Origin of the sequence: Paenibacillus sp. FSL H3-0457, from assembly GCF_037981725.1 — a bacterium.
Lineage (GTDB): Bacteria > Bacillota > Bacilli > Paenibacillales > Paenibacillaceae > Paenibacillus > Paenibacillus amylolyticus.
Genome location: NZ_CP150283.1, coordinates 5,953,830 through 5,971,327, shown reverse-complemented (window position 1 = coordinate 5,971,327; position 17,498 = coordinate 5,953,830). Strand labels below are relative to the sequence as shown.

Sequence of the window (17,498 nt, the reverse complement as noted above, 5' to 3'; positions counted from 1 at the left end):
GTATGCTTCAAGGTTTATTCTTTTTTTATCAAGAAATATTGGAGGCTGAATAATGAGAATTTTAGAATGGATTTTGGTAATCATGACAGTTATTAGCGCAGTGGTTATTTGGGTGGCTCCCAAACATCGGGTAGTGGGGGGCGGTACGTTGTCGGCACTGGCACTGGCTATCCTTTTGCATGGGGGAATGGATCATTTTCGTTTGCAGTTGATGCCTACCTATATCGTGGCCTTTGTTTTACTGATTGTATTGTCCGTTCAATTATGGAAGTCACGGCGCAATATTCAGAATACACAGAAACAGAAACGTCGATCGTGGTTCAAAACCATTTTGGCATCCATTCTGGTGCTGGCTCTTAGTGCAGGTACAATGGTGTTGACGTCGTTATTCCCTGCATTCACGATGCCCGAATCGACTGGTTCATTTGCCATAGGAACCTTTTCGCAGCAGTTAACGGATGATTCCCGGGAAGAAACGAAATCGGTTGAACCGGGCGACAAGCGGGAACTCATGATCAATGTCTGGTATCCTGTAGATCAGGAAACAGCCAAAGGATTGCCGCTAGAGCATTATCCTGCCGAATTGGGAGAGGCGATCAGCCTGGTATTTGGTATTCCACCAGTGGTATTCAGTTACCTTGACACGATTCCGACGCATGTTGTTAAAGGTGCCGAGGTATCTGCCGCACAGAGCAAGTATCCTGTTTTACTGTTTTCACCAGGGATACGTTCTACTCGCTTTCAAAGTATGACCGCGATTGAGGAACTTGTGAGCAACGGCTACATTGTGGTTGGTATCGACCATCCGTATACATCTGCACAAGTTACATTCTCGGATGGCGATGTCGCTTCTTATCAGCCGGACCCTGACTTCCCAACCTCCAAAGAACTATATCAATATAATATAAAAGGTATAGGTATTCGTGCAGAGGATGCAAGCTTTGTACTGGACACTCTCACACAGTGGAATTCACATGATCCGAATCAATTGCTCGAAGGCAGGCTTGATCTGGATTCTGTCGGTATCTTGGGTCACTCCTACGGCGGTGCAACCACGGCGGAAGCGCTGGCTCAGGATGACCGTTTCAAAGCAGGACTTAGTTTGGAAGGCGGTTTCTGGGGTAAAGTATCCACAACAGACTTGAAACAGCCGTTTATGTATATCATGTCGGGTGGGACAGCCAAAAGTCTGGACCCGGACGCCACTGCCAAGGATAAAGTATTTTATCCCGAGTTTGAGCCTGATTTGGATCGGGTGATGTCAAACAGTCTTAATGATACCTATTATCTGACAGTGGAGAATTTATTTCATCAAAGCTTTACGGATATTTCGTTAATTTCACCGAAAATGTTTGCCAGAGGCATGACGCCAGAACATAATGTGGATATAACCAGATCCTATGCGCTGGCATTCTTTGACCGTTATTTGAAGGGGGAGGAGCAGCCGTTGTTGCAAGGCCCTTCATCTAAATTCCCTGAGGCCACTTATGATACCAAGTATACCAAGCTACGTCACCAAAAAGCGGAATAACCCAGCAGAAGGATGGAGAGTATCTATGGAAACCATGACAAGAGGAGAGCTGGCTAAGCGTACCGGTGTAAGTATGGCAACCCTCCGTTATTATGAGGACAGCGGGATTCTGCCCGCTCCCGGTCGTTCCTCCAACGGATACCGGGTGTATACTGAGGATTATTTGGTGAAGATTAAATTTATTAAGGATGCCCAGTCGCTGGGTTACTCTCTAAAGGAAATACAGGATACGTTACAGTTACTCAGTCAGGAAGACATGGAAAAGGAAACGTTAAAAACCCTTGTACGCGAACGCATTACTGACATTCAGAAGCATATTGACCATCTGGAACAGCTGCAGATTAATCTGGCACGACTGTTGCATACACCGGAGGACGATATCGACAATTATATTCAATCGTTCAGGGTGCAGAAGAAAGAGCCGTAATCGCGGCTCTTTTCCTGTTTAGCAGAAAACAGGCGTGGACTATTGAGCAGGGAATCGGAGATTTAGAAAGAATACATAGTTTAGTTTGCCAATACATAATGGTGGTTAACGTGATTTCAATAATTTCAATAATGAAATTCACACCACAAAAGGAGTAACATTTTCTATGAGGGATTTACAAGGTTTTGTATCCGATTACATCAAAGGAAAGAAACATCTGCATCTTGAGATTGGCATCATTACAAAGGGAGATATCGAATATCATTCATTGGGCAATCCCAAAAAGAAGAGTGTGGCTGCTCCTGAACACAGGTTGTTCGAAATCGGCTCTGTAACCAAAGTTTTTACATCGATCCTTCTGTTAGAATTGGAACGTGAACAGCAGCTTTCCGCGGATGACACGGTTGGCAAGTACATACACAACGGTAAAAACGATTATTTGAATAAGGTTACCTTAAAAAGTCTTGCTACGCATACCTCTGGATTACCTAGACTTGCCACAAATCTGAACCCCACGAAAAACCGATTGAATCCGTATTCAGATTATACCGAAGATGATTTACTTGCTTTTCTATCGGATGCTGACTTTGCGGATCAGATGGGTTCATTTGAGTATTCCAATACTGGCGTGGGCTTACTTGGTTATATCCTATGTAAAGTATCAGGAAGTACATATGACGATCTGCTGAAAAAATATATCACAGGTCCATTAAACATGACGGAGACAGCAGCTATGCTGAATACAGAACAGAATGGCAGATTTGTGGACGGACATACGTCAACGGGGAAAAAGATGCCTCACTGGGATACGGGTGTACATGAAGGCGCAGGGGCGATCAAGTCATCTCTTCACGATATGTGTTTATTTGTACAGGCCAACCTGAATGAAGATCATCCGCCAGCCTCTGCAATACAACAAAGTCATATGTCTGTGATGATTGGAGATTCAACCCATCATTACGCTTGGTTCAGTGATAACATCTCAGATCAGAATATACTCTGGCATAACGGTGGCACATTTGGTTTCTCCAGTTATTTGGCTATAAATAAGGAACAGAGTATAGGCGTCGTATTATTGTCCAATTATTGTTTTGGATCAGCCTCTATTGTGGATGAGTATCTGGATGCGATATTCAAGTTTATAACTAAAAAAGACCTTTATCCACTTATGCCGCTGGACCCTGTGGGTAATAAAATACTGGAAGCCATGATGCAGAGATAAAAAAACACCACGAACAGAGAGCACCTGAGGATGTGCTTCGGCGCTCTCTGTTGGAGGTTTTTTTCGTTCTATCTTAATGGTCTTGATCATGACATACCCGCTTCACGCAGAAAATGGTGCACAATCTTCATCTGATACTTGATACGGGTCGAGCGTTTCAGACTCCAACAGGTCTCCACTGTGACGGAACGGGCTTGTAATAGTCTTGAAGCCGCTGTACGGGCAGATCCCGGCAATTCATGCTGCTTGAGGTTAAAATGACGATCACGAATGGCAATCGACCGATTCATCCGTTCGATAACTCTTCTGCAAGCTGGAATCGTCTGACTGCCGGGATTGGTGATCAACGTCTGTCCAAGCACTCGTGAACTCAGTTGAGACAGGCCGTTGGCTTCATGCAGATCAACCCACCAGTCGGCCCGATGTTCACGCGCCAGCTGAAAAACTGCCGCAGCGAGCGGATGCTTGGCCTTGCCTGACATACGGCGTGGAAACGTACGATTCAGATCTGGCTTGCCTCTGATTTTCTTTGCGTAGGCTTGCTGGTTCACGCGTGGCACGATAATTAACAGCCCTCGCTGAATGGCGTGACGACCTGTCGCAATATCATCTGCGAGTTTTTGCGCAGCGGCCATACTCGCCGTTTCATTCCCGTGAACCCCGGATGTAATGAACATCACGGGTCCCGGCATCATGCCACGTACAATGAAGTAGGGAGTAGCGTGTACGGTGGATGCTAGAAGGACATGTTTGATTACAAGCATGACGCTTCACCTCCGTTATTACAGTACGCCATGTCCCTCTTTCATGTAACGGCGTAAGAACAGGTCTTCATCCTATTTCCTCACAAAATGGGCCGACTAATACACCCGATGAATGATATCTTCAAAATCGGGTTCTTTCATCTCAACATCTTCAATCTCACCCCAGTGCTCGAGCTGTTTCAGAATGTCCATTGTACTCCATTCCTTCCGGTTCACTTCGACGGTGACGATTTGCCCTTCCACTCCAGTAATATGTATCGCGGACGACACAACATCCGGGATGTGGAACTCTCCTCGGAACGTTACCCGAATCAGCGTAGGTAGTCCAATGGTTTCGCGAAGTGACGAGATCGTACCGTCATATGTCAGTTGACCATGGTTAATCACCATGACCCGGCTGCATAACTGCTCAATGTCGTCCATGTCATGTGTGGTCAGCAAAATCGTTTTGCCAAACGTTTCATTTAATGTTCGTAGAAATTGACGAATGTTCCGCTTTGCGTTCACATCCAGTCCAATCGTTGGTTCATCGAGAAAAAGCAGTTCGGGATCATGCAGCATGGAAGCTGCGAGATCGGCACGCATGCGTTGCCCAAGCGAGAGCTTGCGGACAGGCGTGGCCCAGAACGATTCAAGGTCCAGCAGCTCGGCGAACTGGGACAGCCGTCTCTTTTTGTCCTCGGCACTGACACCGTACATCTCGGCTAGAATATCATATGAATCTTTCACGGGCAGATCCCACCAGAGCTGACTGCGCTGTCCAAACACAACGCCCAGTCGACCAACGGTCCTGCGCCTGTCCTGATGCGGGTTCATACCGTCAAGCCTTACCTCACCCGAGGTTGGGTGCAGGATACCTGTCAGCATTTTGATCGTGGTAGACTTGCCAGCCCCGTTCGGACCGATGTAACCCACAAATTCCCCTGGGCCGATATCAAAACTGATATCGCGTACCGCTTCCTTGGACACATACTCACGTGAAAATAACGTACGTAGACCTGAGAAACGTCCTTCGCGAATAACAGGAGTTTTGAATTCCTTTTGCAGATGCCTTGCTGTGATCATGTTCATGATTCGTTTCGCCTCCTTAGCTACCTGTACTTTGATATTTGGTCATGCCAAATTGCCAGAAACGCAGACTTGCAGCCAAACTTAGTACGGCAACCGCCGCAACAGCAACAAGAATCCACGCTCCTCCTTCACCCCGTAACAGGTAAAGTGACGGAATGTAGTTGACGAATCCCACGGGAATCACCGTTAGCAGAATGCCAGACATCCATTTGGGATATAACGTTAGCGGATATTGGGCAGCCGTTCGTGCGGCATCTTCAGTGATCGTCTGTAATTCCTCAATACGTGTGGTCCAGAATCCGAGTGTGGCGGTAGCAAGTCCGATGGAAAAGAGAATGACTGCGCCCGTCAGAATAATGAGCAGGGAGAAGGGAATGGCGATCCAGCCAATCTGTCCGCTATGCATCATGCCTGCCACTGACCAGCAGAGAATGAACCCGCCTTGCAGGACTTCCCCAGCCATGATGCGGAAGTTTTGCGGCAGCAGTGCTAGCAATACGGGCATGGGACGTGTTAACAGTTGATCAAGCTCACCATTAACCAGATATTTTTCCAGATGATGAACTTCGTTTCCGAACGTTCGATACAGTGTTTTGGATAACGTCATGATGGCAAAGAGATAACCGATCTCATGGAGGGACCAGCCTTTAATTGCTCCGAATTTGTGCAGCACGAGAGCAACCATCAGAAACTCGGAGATCTGAATTAAAGCAGCCAGTACGGAAGCCATGATGAAATTGAACTTGTATTGCATCCGACTGCGGATGCTTGTTCGAATGAGCATTTTATATAAATTGAACCAGGAAGTTCGCTTCATCCGCCTTGTACCTCCACTTTACGACGTAACACTTGGGTGATGGCAAGACAGATCAACGTCATAAAGACACACCAAAGCAAGGTTCCCCATAACAAGGAGCCATCTTCGAAACCAAGATAGATTCGGGTAGGTACATAGAGCAGGAAAGGGTAGGGTGATATCCAGGCAAGTTGTTCAAGCCAGTTCGGTAGCCATTCCAGCGGAATGAAAAAACCAGCCAGCAGATTCATCATCGCGTGATTGCCCCAGTGAAGCCAAGAGGACTCCGTGGTCCACATCGACGTAGCACCAATGATGTAGTTCATACAGATGGATAAGTATGCGGCGCCGGCAAGACCAAGTGCGGCATAGAATAGTGTTGAAACGTCTGAGGGCCAATGCAGGGAAAAGACAATGGAGAAGAGCAGGTAGATCGGAATACTTTTGTACACGAACTGGTAGGCAATCTGCCCCCATTCGCGTGCCATCAGGTGGGTGAACAGATGAACAGGCCTCATCAGATCCAGTGCGATCTGCCCTGTCCTGACGGATAAGGGAATACCCAATCCGTTCGTGAGAAAACCCGAGATCCAGAGAGAGGATTGCGTGAACGCAATGTAACTGATCATTCCCTGTGTCCCATATTCTCCGAGAGTATGGTCGGCCCCGATGCCGATCCAGAGGCAGGCATACATGTAACCAAACATGGCGCTTGCCAAGTTATGTACCATGTGTGCCCCGCGGTATTGCAGATTCCGGGAGTAGGCTTTGGAAGCCAGAGTGAAATAAAGCATGTGACACCTCCGATAAGTGGATTGAACGGCGTTTCCGTTCACTTCAGTCAAGGCGAAAAAGAGAGAAGGACAACAGCATACCAATTTATTCCTTCACAGGCAAGACATTTTTTTAGCTAATAATGGTATTAACAGGGGTGTTCATGATTGCGCCACAAGACAACAGTCTGTCCGTTCATTTATAATTGAGAGGTAGTATCGCAAACGTTTACAATGTGAAATATTCAAATTTTAAATAAACCGCCGGGCTTGTGCTTGACGATTGAAGATACAGAACGAACAATCCGGCAAGAGAGAAGGATGTCATGAAGAAAATTGCATGGGTCACCGATAGTACCAGTACACTGGATCCCGTTTTTGCGGAGCAAAATCATATCTACATCGTACCGCTGCGCATCTTATTTGGAGAGGAATGTTACCGGGAAACCGATGACATTACATCTGAAATGTTCTATGAGAAACTTGCGGAGGCTTCACGTGCGAGCAGTTCGCAGCCACCCATTGGCGAATTCATTGAACTGTATGAGTCGCTCAAAGACAAGTACGATGAGATTATTACGATTCATTGCTCTACAGAGCTTAGCGGAACGCTGCATACGTCCATGCAGGCTGCAGAGATTGCAGGAGTGACGGTGACCGCAATTGATTCGAAGGCAGGTGCCTATCCTCACCGTGAGATGATTATGCAAGGACTGGAATGGCAGAAGCAGGGATGTTCCGCTGCCGAGATCAAAGTAAACATTGAACAGATGATTGATAACATGTCCTTTTACCTCATACCGGCCAGTCTTCAACATCTTCACCGCAGTGGCCGGGTGTCCGGCACACAGCTGATCATCAGTCAACTGCTCAAGATCCACCTGTTGCTTCGATTCGAAGAGGGAAAAGTGGTTGTGAATGAGAAGATTCGCACGTTCAAGCGGACAAAAGATCGTATGCTGGATATGCTCAAGCTGGATATGGAGAAAGTAAAGCATGTGTGCATTATGCATGCCAACAATCAGGAAGAAGCTGTTACAATCAAGAAGCAGATTGCCAATCTGCTCCCTAAATTAAAGACCGAAATCATGCCGTTTATTCCTGTGGTAAGTATCCATGCAGGTGCAGGAACCATTGGACTGTGCTGGATACACAGCGAGAACGGATATAGAGACTAGACGTATAAGCACTCATCTATAAACTCTCATAGACCTGGCAGGAAACACACTTTATACCAAAGTGGTGACCCTGTCAGGTTTTTTCGTATGTCATTGCCAATTCAAACAAACTGTGAGGTAATAAAGAAAACTGTTCATGTGGGAGGGAAACATGTGTTAAGTCACCGCTTGTTGCTTGTTGAAGATGATCGTTCAATTAGTGAGATGGTCGGGCCATACTTGGAAAAAGAGGGCTACGACGTCACTTATGCATATGACGGCTTAGAGGCAGAACGTCAGTTCAGCCAGTCACAACCCGGGTATGATCTGGTTATTCTGGATCTGATGCTGCCCCGCAAAAGTGGGATGGATGTGTTGCAAACCATTCGGGCAGTCAGTCTGGTACCTGTGCTCATTCTGTCTGCGAAGGATGGGGAGGTGGACAAAGCATTAGGCCTGGGCTTCGGTGCAGATGATTACTTGAGCAAACCTTTCTCGTTAATCGAACTGACTGCCCGCATCAAAGCTGCGATTCGCCGCGCCAATTATACGACTCAGCCTGTGGCTGAAGTGGCTAAAGATCAACGTATTCACATTGGAGGACTCGTAGTTGACATGGAGACGTACGAGGTGGAACGTGAAGGTACACCCGTCAAGCTGACATCCAAGGAATTTGGAATTCTGAAGCTGTTGGTTACCCATCCTGGCAAAGTGTTCACCAAGGCTCAGATCTACGCTTCCGTCTGGAACGATCATTATTATGGAGACGAAAATATCATTAACGTACATATGCGTCGTCTGCGTGAGAAACTGGAGGCAGACCCTTCGGCTCCCCAGTATATCAAGACACTCTGGGGCATCGGGTATAAACTGGAGGCGGAGCAGGGATGACACTGATTTTTGCCAGTACAACAGCTATTTTGGCCATTACCGTCATTGGATTGTGGATGAGCTTGCGGAAACGCACCCAACACCTGTCTTATATTCATCAGAAAATATCCGCTATTCTGGATCAAGGCACCTTTGAGCGTTTACTTGTATTCAATAGTGATGACCAAGTCAGTCAGCTTTTGAAAGACATGAACCAGCTGCTGGATCATGCGCACCGCGCTAAGGCCGGTTATGCGAACCAGGAGAAGGAGATGCGTAATATGCTCTCCAACATTTCGCATGATCTGAAAACGCCACTCACGGTAGTGCTTGGCTATAGTGAGACCTTGCTGCACAGTCCATCATTGACCGATCAGGAACGGAAGATGATGACGGAGAAAATACAAGATAAGGCGCAGGAAGTGCTGCGTTTAATCCATTCCTTTTTTGATCTGGCGAAGCTGGAATCCGGAGATACGGAACTGGTACTTAGTCGGGTGAATTTAAGTGAATTATGCCGGTTGAAGATGCTTTCCTTTTATGAAATGTTGACGAATCTGGGGTTGCACGTGGAGCTGGAGATACCTGATGGTGATCTCTTCGTGCAAGCGAATGAAGAAGCATTGGACCGTGTGCTGGATAATCTCATTACCAATGGAATGAAATATGGAGCAGAGGGTAAGGTACTGGGACTTTCACTTGATCATTCAATAGGTGCACCTGTGACGTTACAGATCTGGGATCAGGGAAAAGGGATTCCTGAGAGCGAGCATAGCCGTGTGTTTGAACGCATGTATACACTGGAGGATTCCCGTAATCGACTCTATCAAGGCAGTGGCCTGGGTCTGACCATTACGAAACGGCTAGTTGAGCGGATGGGTGGAAGTATTCACTTGCATAGTGTGCCACATCAACGGACTGTATTCTCGGTTACCTTAAAGGCTTGGTAGACCCTGCGTTGGCGTGTCCGGTCAGACTTAAGGTTTTTGTAAGATTTGATTAATAAAAAAGAAGACTTTTCTCTTTACAATATAGATATAGGAACCCGGACAGGGGACGTAAAGGAGAACAAGGACGATGAATTATATCGCACGAACAATAGATGTGACTAAAGTATATGAAGGGGTGGAGGTTGTATCCAACGTCAATATGAATATTAAGCAAGGTGAGATCTATGGATTCCTCGGTCCGAATGGTGCTGGTAAAACAACCATCATGAAGATGCTCACCAATCTCGTCAAACCAACCACAGGGGAGATAGAACTGTTTGGGGAGAAGCTAACGCCGACCTCCTATGAAGTGCTGAAGCGAATGGGCAGTATTATTGAATATCCTTTTTTCTACGATAGACTGTCTGCTGGCGAAAATCTGGAACTTCACTGTGAATACATGGGGTTTCACAACAAAAAAATCATCAACAATACGATGGAAATGGTAGGGCTGAAGGATACAGGCAAGAAACCGGTCAAGGATTTCTCCTTGGGCATGAAGCAAAGGCTGGGACTGGCTCGTGCACTTATAACCACACCAGAACTGCTCATTCTGGATGAACCGATCAACGGATTGGACCCTGTAGGGATCCGGGAAATGCGAGATTTGTTCAAGCGCCTTAGCAATGAGTATCGCATTACCCTGCTGGTCTCCAGTCACATTCTTGGCGAGATAGAGCAGATTGCGGACACAGTTGGTGTCATTCGCGGCGGTCGTTTGGTGGAGGAAGTATCGATGGAGAGCATTCGTGGAAGTCAAAATGAGTACATCGAGTTACAGGCGGTGGATATCCGCAAAGCGACCTATGTCATTGAACACCAGCTTGGTTTGAGTAATTATAAACTGGTTGATGACCAAACGTTACGCATCTATGATCCGGGAATCATTCCATCGGAACTGAACACCAAGCTGATCCAACACGGCATTGAGATCGAATCGATATCCAAACGGGCTCATTCCCTGGAAGAACACTTCATGAAGCTTGTGAAAGGGGATGAAGACGTTGCTTAAACTAATCAGACTTGAGATGCGGAAGCACCGTTTTGCACGTAATTTTGCAGGAGCAGGTATTGCCAGTATAGCCATTCTTCTTTTTCTGATCATGATTGGATTCGTGGATGTGGGAGCAGAAGATTACGCCTATGCCGATTACCAGACCGCCTTTATGATTATCGATACGTTTGCGAGAGCGACCTTTATCATATTTGCAGGGGCTTTATTATCCAAGCTGGTGATCAGTGAGTATAGAAATAAAACGATGAACGTCATGTTCACCTATCCCATCCAGCGTCATAAAATCATCGCTGCCAAATTGATTATCGTGTTTGGTTTTACATTTGTGATGATTATGGTTAACGATCTGTTCATGGGCTCACTATTGTTGATTGTTAATCAATTCTACTCCTTCATTCCTGAATCACTGACGAATCGGGATATATTGGGACTTCTGGTGAAGTACAGTATAAGTTCTTTATCGGCTGCGTGTATGGCACTCATTCCCCTATTCTTCGGTATGCGTAAGCATTCTGTTACAACTACAATGGTCTCGTCCATTTTGCTGGTTTCGATTGTCTGCTCCGGATTCAACGGGTCGGAAGTTTCCATTCATTCTCTTATTATTATTCCTCTGACCCTTGGAGCAATAGGGATATGGATTGCTTCGATGTCCATGGTTCGTCTGGAGACAAAAGATGTGAACTGAATCATTCGGAAAACCATGCTCTGTATGGCTTCAGATGCCATTGACATCCGCTCGTACAAGGGATAGGATAATGTCAACTGAGACACGAAGGAGAATGCAACTACCATGACGATTCCAAAAACATTAACAATAGCTGGTTCGGACACGAGCGGCGGTGCAGGTATTCAAGCTGATTTGAAAACTTTTCAGGAGCTGGGTGTGTATGGCATGACCGTACTGACTACGGTTGTGGCAATGGAGCCCGAAACATGGGATCACCAGGTCTTTCCTGTTGAATTAAATGTGGTTGAAGCGCAGCTTCGCACGGTTCTGGACGGCATCGGTTTTGATGCAATGAAGACAGGTATGCTCGGTTCTGTAGATATTATTGAATTGGTAGCAAAACACATTCGCCGCAGCGGTCTGCCACAGATCGTTATCGATCCGGTAATGGTCTGCAAAGGTACAGACGAAGTTCTGCAACCGGAAAATACGGAAGCGATGATCGAATTCCTGTTGCCAGGTGCCGATCTGGTTACACCTAATCTGTTCGAAGCATCCCAACTGGCGAAGAGTGGACCGATTCGCTCCAAGGAACAGATGGAAGCAGCGGCAGCAGCAATTCATGCCCATGGCTCGAAACATGTTCTGATCAAGGACAGAGGTGTCATTAGCCCGGGTAAAGCAATGGATCTACTCTATGATGGAACGAACTACGAATGGTTTGAAGCCGATGTTGTCGGCTCCGGATATACGCATGGTGCGGGTTGCACGACGTCTGCGGCGATTACCGCAGGATTGGCTCGTGGTCTTTCAGTGAAAGAGGCTGTTCGTGAAGGTAAAGCCTTCGTGACCAAAGCGATTGCCGGCGGATTCCCGCTAAACCGTTTTGTTGGCCCGACACTGCATGTGGCACACCGTCTGGAGCAACAACGTTAAGTGTTGCCAGGGAGCGCGCAGTAGCGCATCAATTCTGGATAACACACTTCGATTTCATTCAAGTAGCTGTCAATGAGCAGGAGCTTGCTCGTTGATGGCTTTTTTTTTATGCGAATTTTTATAAAAATTAGTAACTTTTGGCTTATATTAATCGTATATATCATGGGAGCATTCCAAAACATGTGTGGACACATGAACGACACATGGAATAGGTATGTTATCATCAGAAATCTAAAAGGAGAGTCGGCCATGATCAGAACAGTGCTTCTGGTGGAAGATGAAAGCCGCATTCGTGAGATTGTGGCCGATTATTTCATAAAAGAACAATGGAACGTCATAGAAGCAGAACATGGAGTACAGGCACTGGAACTGTTGGCTCTGCATGAGGTGGATTTGGTTATTCTGGATGTTTTGATGCCTGAAATGGATGGATGGACGTTATGTGGGCATATTCGATCCCAATCCACCGTACCTATTATCATGCTGACTGCACGGTCCGAGGATGACGATAAAATTCATGGATTTCAGCTGGGCGTAGACGATTACGTTACCAAGCCGTTTAGTCCACGTGTGCTGGTTGCACGTGCAGAGACATTAATGAAGCGTGTTGAAGGTGCATTTGGACGAGAGCAGGGTGTGATTCGCTTCGGACAGGTAACCCTTGATCCATGGGCCAGACGTCTGGAGAAGGACGGAATTGAAGTGGAACTTGCACCAAAGGAATATGATCTGTTGCTTTATTTGGTACGTAATGCAGGCATTGTGTTGTCCCGGGATGCCATTTTGAATCGGATCTGGGGATTTGATTTTGAAGGGGACTCACGTGTTGTAGATACCCACATCAAGAAGTTGCGCAGCAAATTGGGTGATGAAGCCAAGTGTATCCGGACGGTGATTGGTACTGGATATCGTTTCGAGGCAGAAGCATGAGAAGAAATGGCGTAACGATGAAGCTTTTCTTGGTCATGGCAGGATGTCTGGTACTTCTATATGGGACGACGGTTTTTGCTCAGTTGGTCTGGTTCCCCGACTTCTATCAGCATCAAAAGGTCAGCAGTATGAAGAAAAAGCTGTCCAAGTTCGAACAGCAATATTCTAATGGGCATTGGAGTGATTTACAGCTAGCCAAGGAGACCGGGAAGTTCATGCGTCAGAATCAATCACATCTGGTCATTTTGACGAATACCGGAAGATTGGTTAATGACCCGTTCCACATTACGTTGCTTCAAGAGGATGGAAGTCACGTGAAAGTGTCCTTGTCCTTGTTTATCAATAGTGAGAATGCTGGCTGGATTACATCCCATCTGAAATATGGGCAAGAATTGACGGTGAAAGGTCCGGCCAGCGAATCCATGGTCTATCCATTCAAAATCCAGGATGCCACTTCTGCCGCATGGGGAACAGAAAGTTTTCAGGAATCGATTGAACCGGTAAAGGAATGGTCAGGCGTATTGACCGAGGTCGTTCTTCCCAATCTGGCAACGTGGAGTCAAAGGCAGGGACTGCTGGTGCAAGCACTGGATAGCCGGTTCCCGTTGTCCACCGAAGACCAACTTGCGTTGGCGAATGGCAAAATGCTCAATGAAGAATGGATGGATAGCTGGAGCGGTGTTCGCAATGTCATCACCATTGCTCCAGTGCATCGTTCTGGACCCGAGCAACAACTGATCTTTTCGCTCACCTCTCTACAGGAGATGAGGGAAGCGAATGAGGCAACACGTTTGTTCTATGCGTATTTTGGCATAGGGGCATTTATATTGATTCTGTTGCTGGCGTTGCTCCTGTCCCGAATTATAACGAAGCCGCTTTTGGCCTTGAACCATGTCGCCAAGAAAATGTCTACGCTGGATTTCACGGTGAAATCACCCATCCGGCGTAATGATGAGATCGGGAGTCTGTCTAACAGCCTCAATGCCTTATCGGGAACCTTGGGTCAGACACTGGAAGAGCTGAGGCAGGCCAACACGCAGATGCGTACAGATATGGAAATGAAGCAGGAGATTGAACAGCGTCAGCGCAAGTTTTTTGCCGATGCATCACATGAACTTAAGACACCAATCAGCATTATTAAGGGATATTCTGAAGGGCTGAAGGATGGCGTCAGTGAGAGCAAACGGGAGCGTTACATTGAGATCATTGCCGATGAGACGATCAAAATGGAAACGATGGTTGAAGAGATGCTGGATCTGGTGCGACTGGAATCCTCAGCGGTTCAATTGAATACGGATGCTGTTGCACTGGCAGACATGATTGAAGATATCGCCGGCCGTCTGGGCCCGCAACTGAAGGACAAAGGATTGGATGTGGTGCTTGTATCCACAACAGAACAGACGGTTGAGGGTGACCGAAGCAAGCTGGAGCAAGTTATTTTCAATATCATGATGAATGCTATACGTCATGCGATACCACATACCGATATAACTATTGAGATCAGCAGGCGTGAAGGTTTTGTCCATATTTCCATTGAGAACAAGGGCGAGCAGATAGCTGAAACTGAGCGGCAGTATATATGGGAGAGGTTCTATCGGGTAGAGCGCTCACGTAATCGTAAAATGGGGGGGACCGGGCTTGGTCTGGCCATTGCGAAGCAGATTCTTGATCTGCATGGGTGCAGTTATGGAGTGGAGAATACACCGGATGGAGTCCGTTTTTATATTATTTTTCCTAAAGCCTAGTACGAAAGGGAGTCAAATATTATGAAGTCTTTACCATCGATTTTAACCTTGGGGAATCTGAGTTCAGGCATGCTGGCAGTCATTATGGCTATTCATGGTGAATTTGTCCTGGCTGTGATGATGATATGGGTAGCGATGTTCTTTGATCTGTTTGACGGGTATGCGGCTCGTAAATTGCATTGTGAGGGTGAGTTCGGCAAGTCCTTGGACTCGCTTGCGGATGTAGTTTCATTCGGAACAGCACCCGTGCTGATTCTGTACCTGAATTCCATGATTGAAGTGAGTGTGCTGGGGATGGCACTGACTGCATTGTTTCCGATTTGCGGTGCTTTGCGTCTGGCCCGTTATAACTGTCAGAAGACAGCAAGCAGTGGTTTTGTCGGAATGCCGATTACATTTGCGGGAGGTCTGATGTCCTTTTTCGCACTCTGGAGTCCTTATTTCACACATGGTGTAGCCTATCTTGTCATTATTGTATTATCCGGTCTCATGGTGAGCCAAATCCGATTCCCGTCTCTAAAACAAGTGTTAGCCTCACATGAGAAGGATATTGTGGAACCGAAATAAGGAGCGAGTCAGTATGGAATTTGCAAAAGAATTTATTGGTCAATATGGTTATTTCGCAATATACGGACTACTGGCTCTCGGCGTTATTGGCATGCCGATTCCGGATGAGGTGATGATGACTTTTGTCGGTTATCTCGCCTCCATCTCGGTATTGAATTACTCCGTATCCATCGCCGTCAGTTTTGGTGGCGCATTTACCGGAGGGCTGCTTAGCTACATGATTGGCAAAAAAGCGGGCAGGCCGCTGGTTGAAAAATACGGCAAGTGGGTTGGCGTTAATGCCAAACGATTCAGCAGGGTGGAGTCGTGGTTCCTCAAATATGGGTATTGGTCCATCATCCTGGGTTACTTCATTCCAGGCATTCGTCATCTGATGTGTTGTTTCTCCGGGATTAGCAAGATGGCAATCGGCAGGTACGTAGTTGTATCGGGCATTGGTGCATTCGTCTGGTGTGTTGTCTTTATCTCGATTGGTTTTTATGTTGGCGTGTTAACTTAAAATGGGACAGCCTGTTGTAACAACAGGCAAGGATGGAAGACCTCTTGAGTGTAAGGTGGTCTTTTTTTGTTTTTCTATGAGTTTAGCGAAATTGAATGAGTAGCGGCTACGGACGGATAACTTTGTGAATATACAAAAAGCCGCTCTGACCATTTCCAACCTTCGAGATAGAAGGAGAGAATGGAACAAAGCGGCGTGCTTTTAAATACAGAATGATTTCAATACCTCACCCGTTCAAATGAGAATCTTCAATTCCTTTTTCAACCCGCTGCTCCCCTTTTTTACGTGCAAAGGTGATTTTGAGGAGTGGCGGAGTAACCAGTGTAGTCACAATAACCATGATCACAACGCTGGTAAAGTATTCCGAATCAAGCAAGCCCGAAGCAAGTCCGGTCGAAGCAATAATTAGAGCAACTTCCCCTCTGGAGATCATGCCTGCACCAATAGCAATAGAAGAGGAACGGTCGAACCCGGTCAGCCGGGCACCAGCTCCACCACCGATAAGTTTGGTAACAATAGCGATGAGGCTTATAACAACAATAAACCAAATCTGTGAACCCACACCATCAAAAGTGACATTTAAGCCGATACTAACAAAGAATACCGGGACAAAAATTCCGTAAGCAATCGGCTCGATTTTAGTTTCAACCTCATGTTTGAATTTGGTTTGGGAGATAGCGATACCAGCGGCAAATGCACCTATGATTCCAGCAACACCCATCCACTCTGCAAAGTATGAGAAGAGGAAACAGATAATGAGTCCTGTCGTAATCACGGTTTCCGTGACCCGCAGTGGGGCCATCCATTTCATGACCCGTGGCACAAGCCACCAGCCTGCTGCAAAGATGATGACAAAGAACAGAAGTTTCTTACCAATCAACAATCCAATAGAGACATCCCCTGCACCTGTGCCGAGCAAGCTCATCATCACGGCGAGCAGAACCACAACGAGCACATCATCCACAACAGCTGCACCCAGAATGGTGGTACCCTCCCGTGAACTCAGTTGATTCATATCCTTCAACGTCTGAACTGAGATACTGACGGAAGTAGCACAGAATAAAAGTCCAAAGAACAGCGCGTGTGTCTGCGACATACCAAATGCTATGGCCGAACCGTATCCTCCGATAAAAGGTAAAATAACACCGCCGACCGCTACGGCAAAGGCCGCCTTCCAGTTTTTCTTCAACTGCTCCAGATCCGTTTCCAATCCGGCGATGAACATCAACAACAGTACCCCGATCTCGGCCATATAATGAACGAAATCCGTCTTCTCCACCCAACCGAGCAGCGCAGGTCCGAGGATGACACCGACAATCAGTTTCCCCAAAACGGATGGCTGGCCTAATCTTACGGATAGATCACCAGCAAGTTTGGTAAAGATTAAAATAAGTGCAAGAACCAAAATAAATTCCATAGGTGTTCTTCCCTCCAGTAGTAGCGTCTATAGGTTAACCAACCCAAGGGCGATCCATCCTCCGCTTCAAACAGACAAAAAGGCACAGAACGGCATTAGCAGAGTGCCGTTCTGTGCCT

General features: G+C 46.7%; 18 protein-coding genes. 13 read left to right on the top strand and 5 right to left on the bottom strand.

Annotation, left to right across the window (positions count from 1 at the left end):
* The first annotated feature begins 52 nt into the window (after positions 1–52).
* The 3 genes from MHH25_RS26525 (at position 53) to MHH25_RS26515 (ending at position 3,180) form a co-directional block, all read left to right on the top strand.
* Positions 53–1,531 carry a lipase gene (locus MHH25_RS26525; protein ID WP_340018554.1) on the top strand — a complete coding sequence of 493 codons (1,479 nt, stop codon included), beginning with the start codon at positions 53–55 and terminating at the stop codon, positions 1,529–1,531.
* A 25-nt stretch (positions 1,532–1,556) separates the two neighbouring features.
* Entirely contained in the window at positions 1,557–1,958 is a 402-nt protein-coding gene (locus tag MHH25_RS26520; protein WP_036606833.1) for a MerR family transcriptional regulator, read from the top strand.
* 166 nt (positions 1,959–2,124) lie between these two features.
* Positions 2,125–3,180: a serine hydrolase domain-containing protein gene (locus tag MHH25_RS26515; RefSeq protein ID WP_340018553.1), complete on the top strand. Its 1,056-nt coding sequence runs from the start codon at positions 2,125–2,127 to the stop codon at positions 3,178–3,180.
* Positions 3,181–3,266: 86 nt separating this feature from the next.
* Here the strand turns inward: MHH25_RS26515 and MHH25_RS26510 are convergent, their stop codons facing one another.
* The 4 genes from MHH25_RS26510 to MHH25_RS26495 form a co-directional block, all read right to left on the bottom strand.
* Positions 3,267–3,944, bottom strand: coding sequence for a succinylglutamate desuccinylase/aspartoacylase family protein (locus tag MHH25_RS26510; RefSeq protein WP_340018552.1), 678 nt, complete (start codon positions 3,942–3,944; stop codon positions 3,267–3,269).
* A 96-nt stretch (positions 3,945–4,040) separates the two neighbouring features.
* Positions 4,041–5,009 carry an ATP-binding cassette domain-containing protein gene (locus MHH25_RS26505; RefSeq protein WP_340020552.1) on the bottom strand — a complete coding sequence of 323 codons (969 nt, stop codon included), beginning with the start codon at positions 5,007–5,009 and terminating at the stop codon, positions 4,041–4,043.
* A gap of 22 nt (positions 5,010–5,031) precedes the next feature.
* The gene (locus MHH25_RS26500) at positions 5,032–5,832 is read right to left on the bottom strand and encodes an ABC-2 family transporter protein (RefSeq protein ID WP_047841615.1); all 801 of its coding nucleotides are present in this window, start codon (positions 5,830–5,832) and stop codon (positions 5,032–5,034) included.
* Entirely contained in the window at positions 5,829–6,605 is a 777-nt protein-coding gene (locus tag MHH25_RS26495; protein ID WP_036606839.1) for an ABC-2 family transporter protein, read from the bottom strand. The genes MHH25_RS26500 and MHH25_RS26495 overlap by 4 nt, the downstream gene beginning before the upstream one ends.
* A gap of 305 nt (positions 6,606–6,910) precedes the next feature.
* On the opposite strand from MHH25_RS26495, the gene MHH25_RS26490 reads away from it, so the two are divergent.
* The 10 genes from MHH25_RS26490 (at position 6,911) to MHH25_RS26445 (ending at position 15,962) form a co-directional block, all read left to right on the top strand.
* Positions 6,911–7,762 (top strand): DegV family protein, encoded by an 852-nt coding sequence (locus MHH25_RS26490; RefSeq protein ID WP_211084441.1) that lies wholly within the window; start codon positions 6,911–6,913, stop codon positions 7,760–7,762.
* A gap of 153 nt (positions 7,763–7,915) precedes the next feature.
* On the top strand, positions 7,916–8,632 hold the full coding sequence (locus MHH25_RS26485) for a response regulator transcription factor (protein WP_076253548.1): 717 nt from the start codon (positions 7,916–7,918) through the stop codon (positions 8,630–8,632).
* Complete coding sequence (locus MHH25_RS26480) at positions 8,629–9,561, top strand: sensor histidine kinase (RefSeq protein WP_340018551.1); 933 nt, start codon at positions 8,629–8,631, stop codon at positions 9,559–9,561. The genes MHH25_RS26485 and MHH25_RS26480 overlap by 4 nt, the downstream gene beginning before the upstream one ends.
* 127 nt (positions 9,562–9,688) lie before the next feature.
* Positions 9,689–10,612 (top strand): ABC transporter ATP-binding protein, encoded by a 924-nt coding sequence (locus MHH25_RS26475; protein ID WP_340018550.1) that lies wholly within the window; start codon positions 9,689–9,691, stop codon positions 10,610–10,612.
* Positions 10,605–11,303 carry an ABC transporter permease gene (locus tag MHH25_RS26470; RefSeq protein ID WP_036668082.1) on the top strand — a complete coding sequence of 233 codons (699 nt, stop codon included), beginning with the start codon at positions 10,605–10,607 and terminating at the stop codon, positions 11,301–11,303. Before MHH25_RS26475 ends, MHH25_RS26470 begins: the two co-directional genes overlap by 8 nt.
* Positions 11,304–11,408: 105 nt before the next feature.
* On the top strand, positions 11,409–12,221 hold the full coding sequence (thiD, locus tag MHH25_RS26465) for a bifunctional hydroxymethylpyrimidine kinase/phosphomethylpyrimidine kinase (RefSeq protein WP_017692191.1): 813 nt from the start codon (positions 11,409–11,411) through the stop codon (positions 12,219–12,221).
* 249 nt (positions 12,222–12,470) lie between these two features.
* A complete protein-coding gene (locus MHH25_RS26460) occupies positions 12,471–13,151 on the top strand; it encodes a response regulator transcription factor (RefSeq protein WP_036606855.1) in 681 nt (226 codons plus the stop codon).
* A complete protein-coding gene (locus MHH25_RS26455) occupies positions 13,148–14,896 on the top strand; it encodes a HAMP domain-containing sensor histidine kinase (protein ID WP_340018549.1) in 1,749 nt (582 codons plus the stop codon). The genes MHH25_RS26460 and MHH25_RS26455 overlap by 4 nt, the downstream gene beginning before the upstream one ends.
* A gap of 21 nt (positions 14,897–14,917) precedes the next feature.
* Complete coding sequence (gene pssA / locus MHH25_RS26450; RefSeq protein WP_340018548.1) at positions 14,918–15,463, top strand: CDP-diacylglycerol--serine O-phosphatidyltransferase; 546 nt, start codon at positions 14,918–14,920, stop codon at positions 15,461–15,463.
* Positions 15,464–15,476: 13 nt separating this feature from the next.
* Positions 15,477–15,962 (top strand): DedA family protein, encoded by a 486-nt coding sequence (locus tag MHH25_RS26445; protein WP_036606861.1) that lies wholly within the window; start codon positions 15,477–15,479, stop codon positions 15,960–15,962.
* A gap of 226 nt (positions 15,963–16,188) precedes the next feature.
* Here the strand turns inward: MHH25_RS26445 and MHH25_RS26440 are convergent, their stop codons facing one another.
* Positions 16,189–17,379: a cation:proton antiporter gene (locus MHH25_RS26440; protein ID WP_127546622.1), complete on the bottom strand. Its 1,191-nt coding sequence runs from the start codon at positions 17,377–17,379 to the stop codon at positions 16,189–16,191.
* Positions 17,380–17,498: the final 119 nt, after the last annotated feature.

Excerpts from the sequence above, each read along its gene's own strand:
- MHH25_RS26525 (WP_340018554.1), top strand. The coding sequence starts at position 53 with ATGAGAATTTTAGAATGGATTTTGGTAATCATGACAGTTATTAGCGCA.
- MHH25_RS26520 (WP_036606833.1), top strand. The coding sequence starts at position 1,557 with ATGGAAACCATGACAAGAGGAGAGCTGGCTAAGCGTACCGGTGTAAGT.
- MHH25_RS26515 (WP_340018553.1), top strand. The coding sequence starts at position 2,125 with ATGAGGGATTTACAAGGTTTTGTATCCGATTACATCAAAGGAAAGAAA.
- MHH25_RS26510 (WP_340018552.1), bottom strand. The coding sequence starts at position 3,944 with ATGCTTGTAATCAAACATGTCCTTCTAGCATCCACCGTACACGCTACT.
- MHH25_RS26505 (WP_340020552.1), bottom strand. The coding sequence starts at position 5,009 with ATGATCACAGCAAGGCATCTGCAAAAGGAATTCAAAACTCCTGTTATT.
- MHH25_RS26500 (WP_047841615.1), bottom strand. The coding sequence starts at position 5,832 with ATGAAGCGAACTTCCTGGTTCAATTTATATAAAATGCTCATTCGAACA.
- MHH25_RS26495 (WP_036606839.1), bottom strand. The coding sequence starts at position 6,605 with ATGCTTTATTTCACTCTGGCTTCCAAAGCCTACTCCCGGAATCTGCAA.
- MHH25_RS26490 (WP_211084441.1), top strand. The coding sequence starts at position 6,911 with ATGAAGAAAATTGCATGGGTCACCGATAGTACCAGTACACTGGATCCC.
- MHH25_RS26480 (WP_340018551.1), top strand. The coding sequence starts at position 8,629 with ATGACACTGATTTTTGCCAGTACAACAGCTATTTTGGCCATTACCGTC.
- MHH25_RS26475 (WP_340018550.1), top strand. The coding sequence starts at position 9,689 with ATGAATTATATCGCACGAACAATAGATGTGACTAAAGTATATGAAGGG.
- thiD (WP_017692191.1), top strand. The coding sequence starts at position 11,409 with ATGACGATTCCAAAAACATTAACAATAGCTGGTTCGGACACGAGCGGC.
- MHH25_RS26460 (WP_036606855.1), top strand. The coding sequence starts at position 12,471 with ATGATCAGAACAGTGCTTCTGGTGGAAGATGAAAGCCGCATTCGTGAG.
- MHH25_RS26455 (WP_340018549.1), top strand. The coding sequence starts at position 13,148 with ATGAGAAGAAATGGCGTAACGATGAAGCTTTTCTTGGTCATGGCAGGA.
- pssA (WP_340018548.1), top strand. The coding sequence starts at position 14,918 with ATGAAGTCTTTACCATCGATTTTAACCTTGGGGAATCTGAGTTCAGGC.
- MHH25_RS26445 (WP_036606861.1), top strand. The coding sequence starts at position 15,477 with ATGGAATTTGCAAAAGAATTTATTGGTCAATATGGTTATTTCGCAATA.
- MHH25_RS26440 (WP_127546622.1), bottom strand. The coding sequence starts at position 17,379 with ATGGAATTTATTTTGGTTCTTGCACTTATTTTAATCTTTACCAAACTT.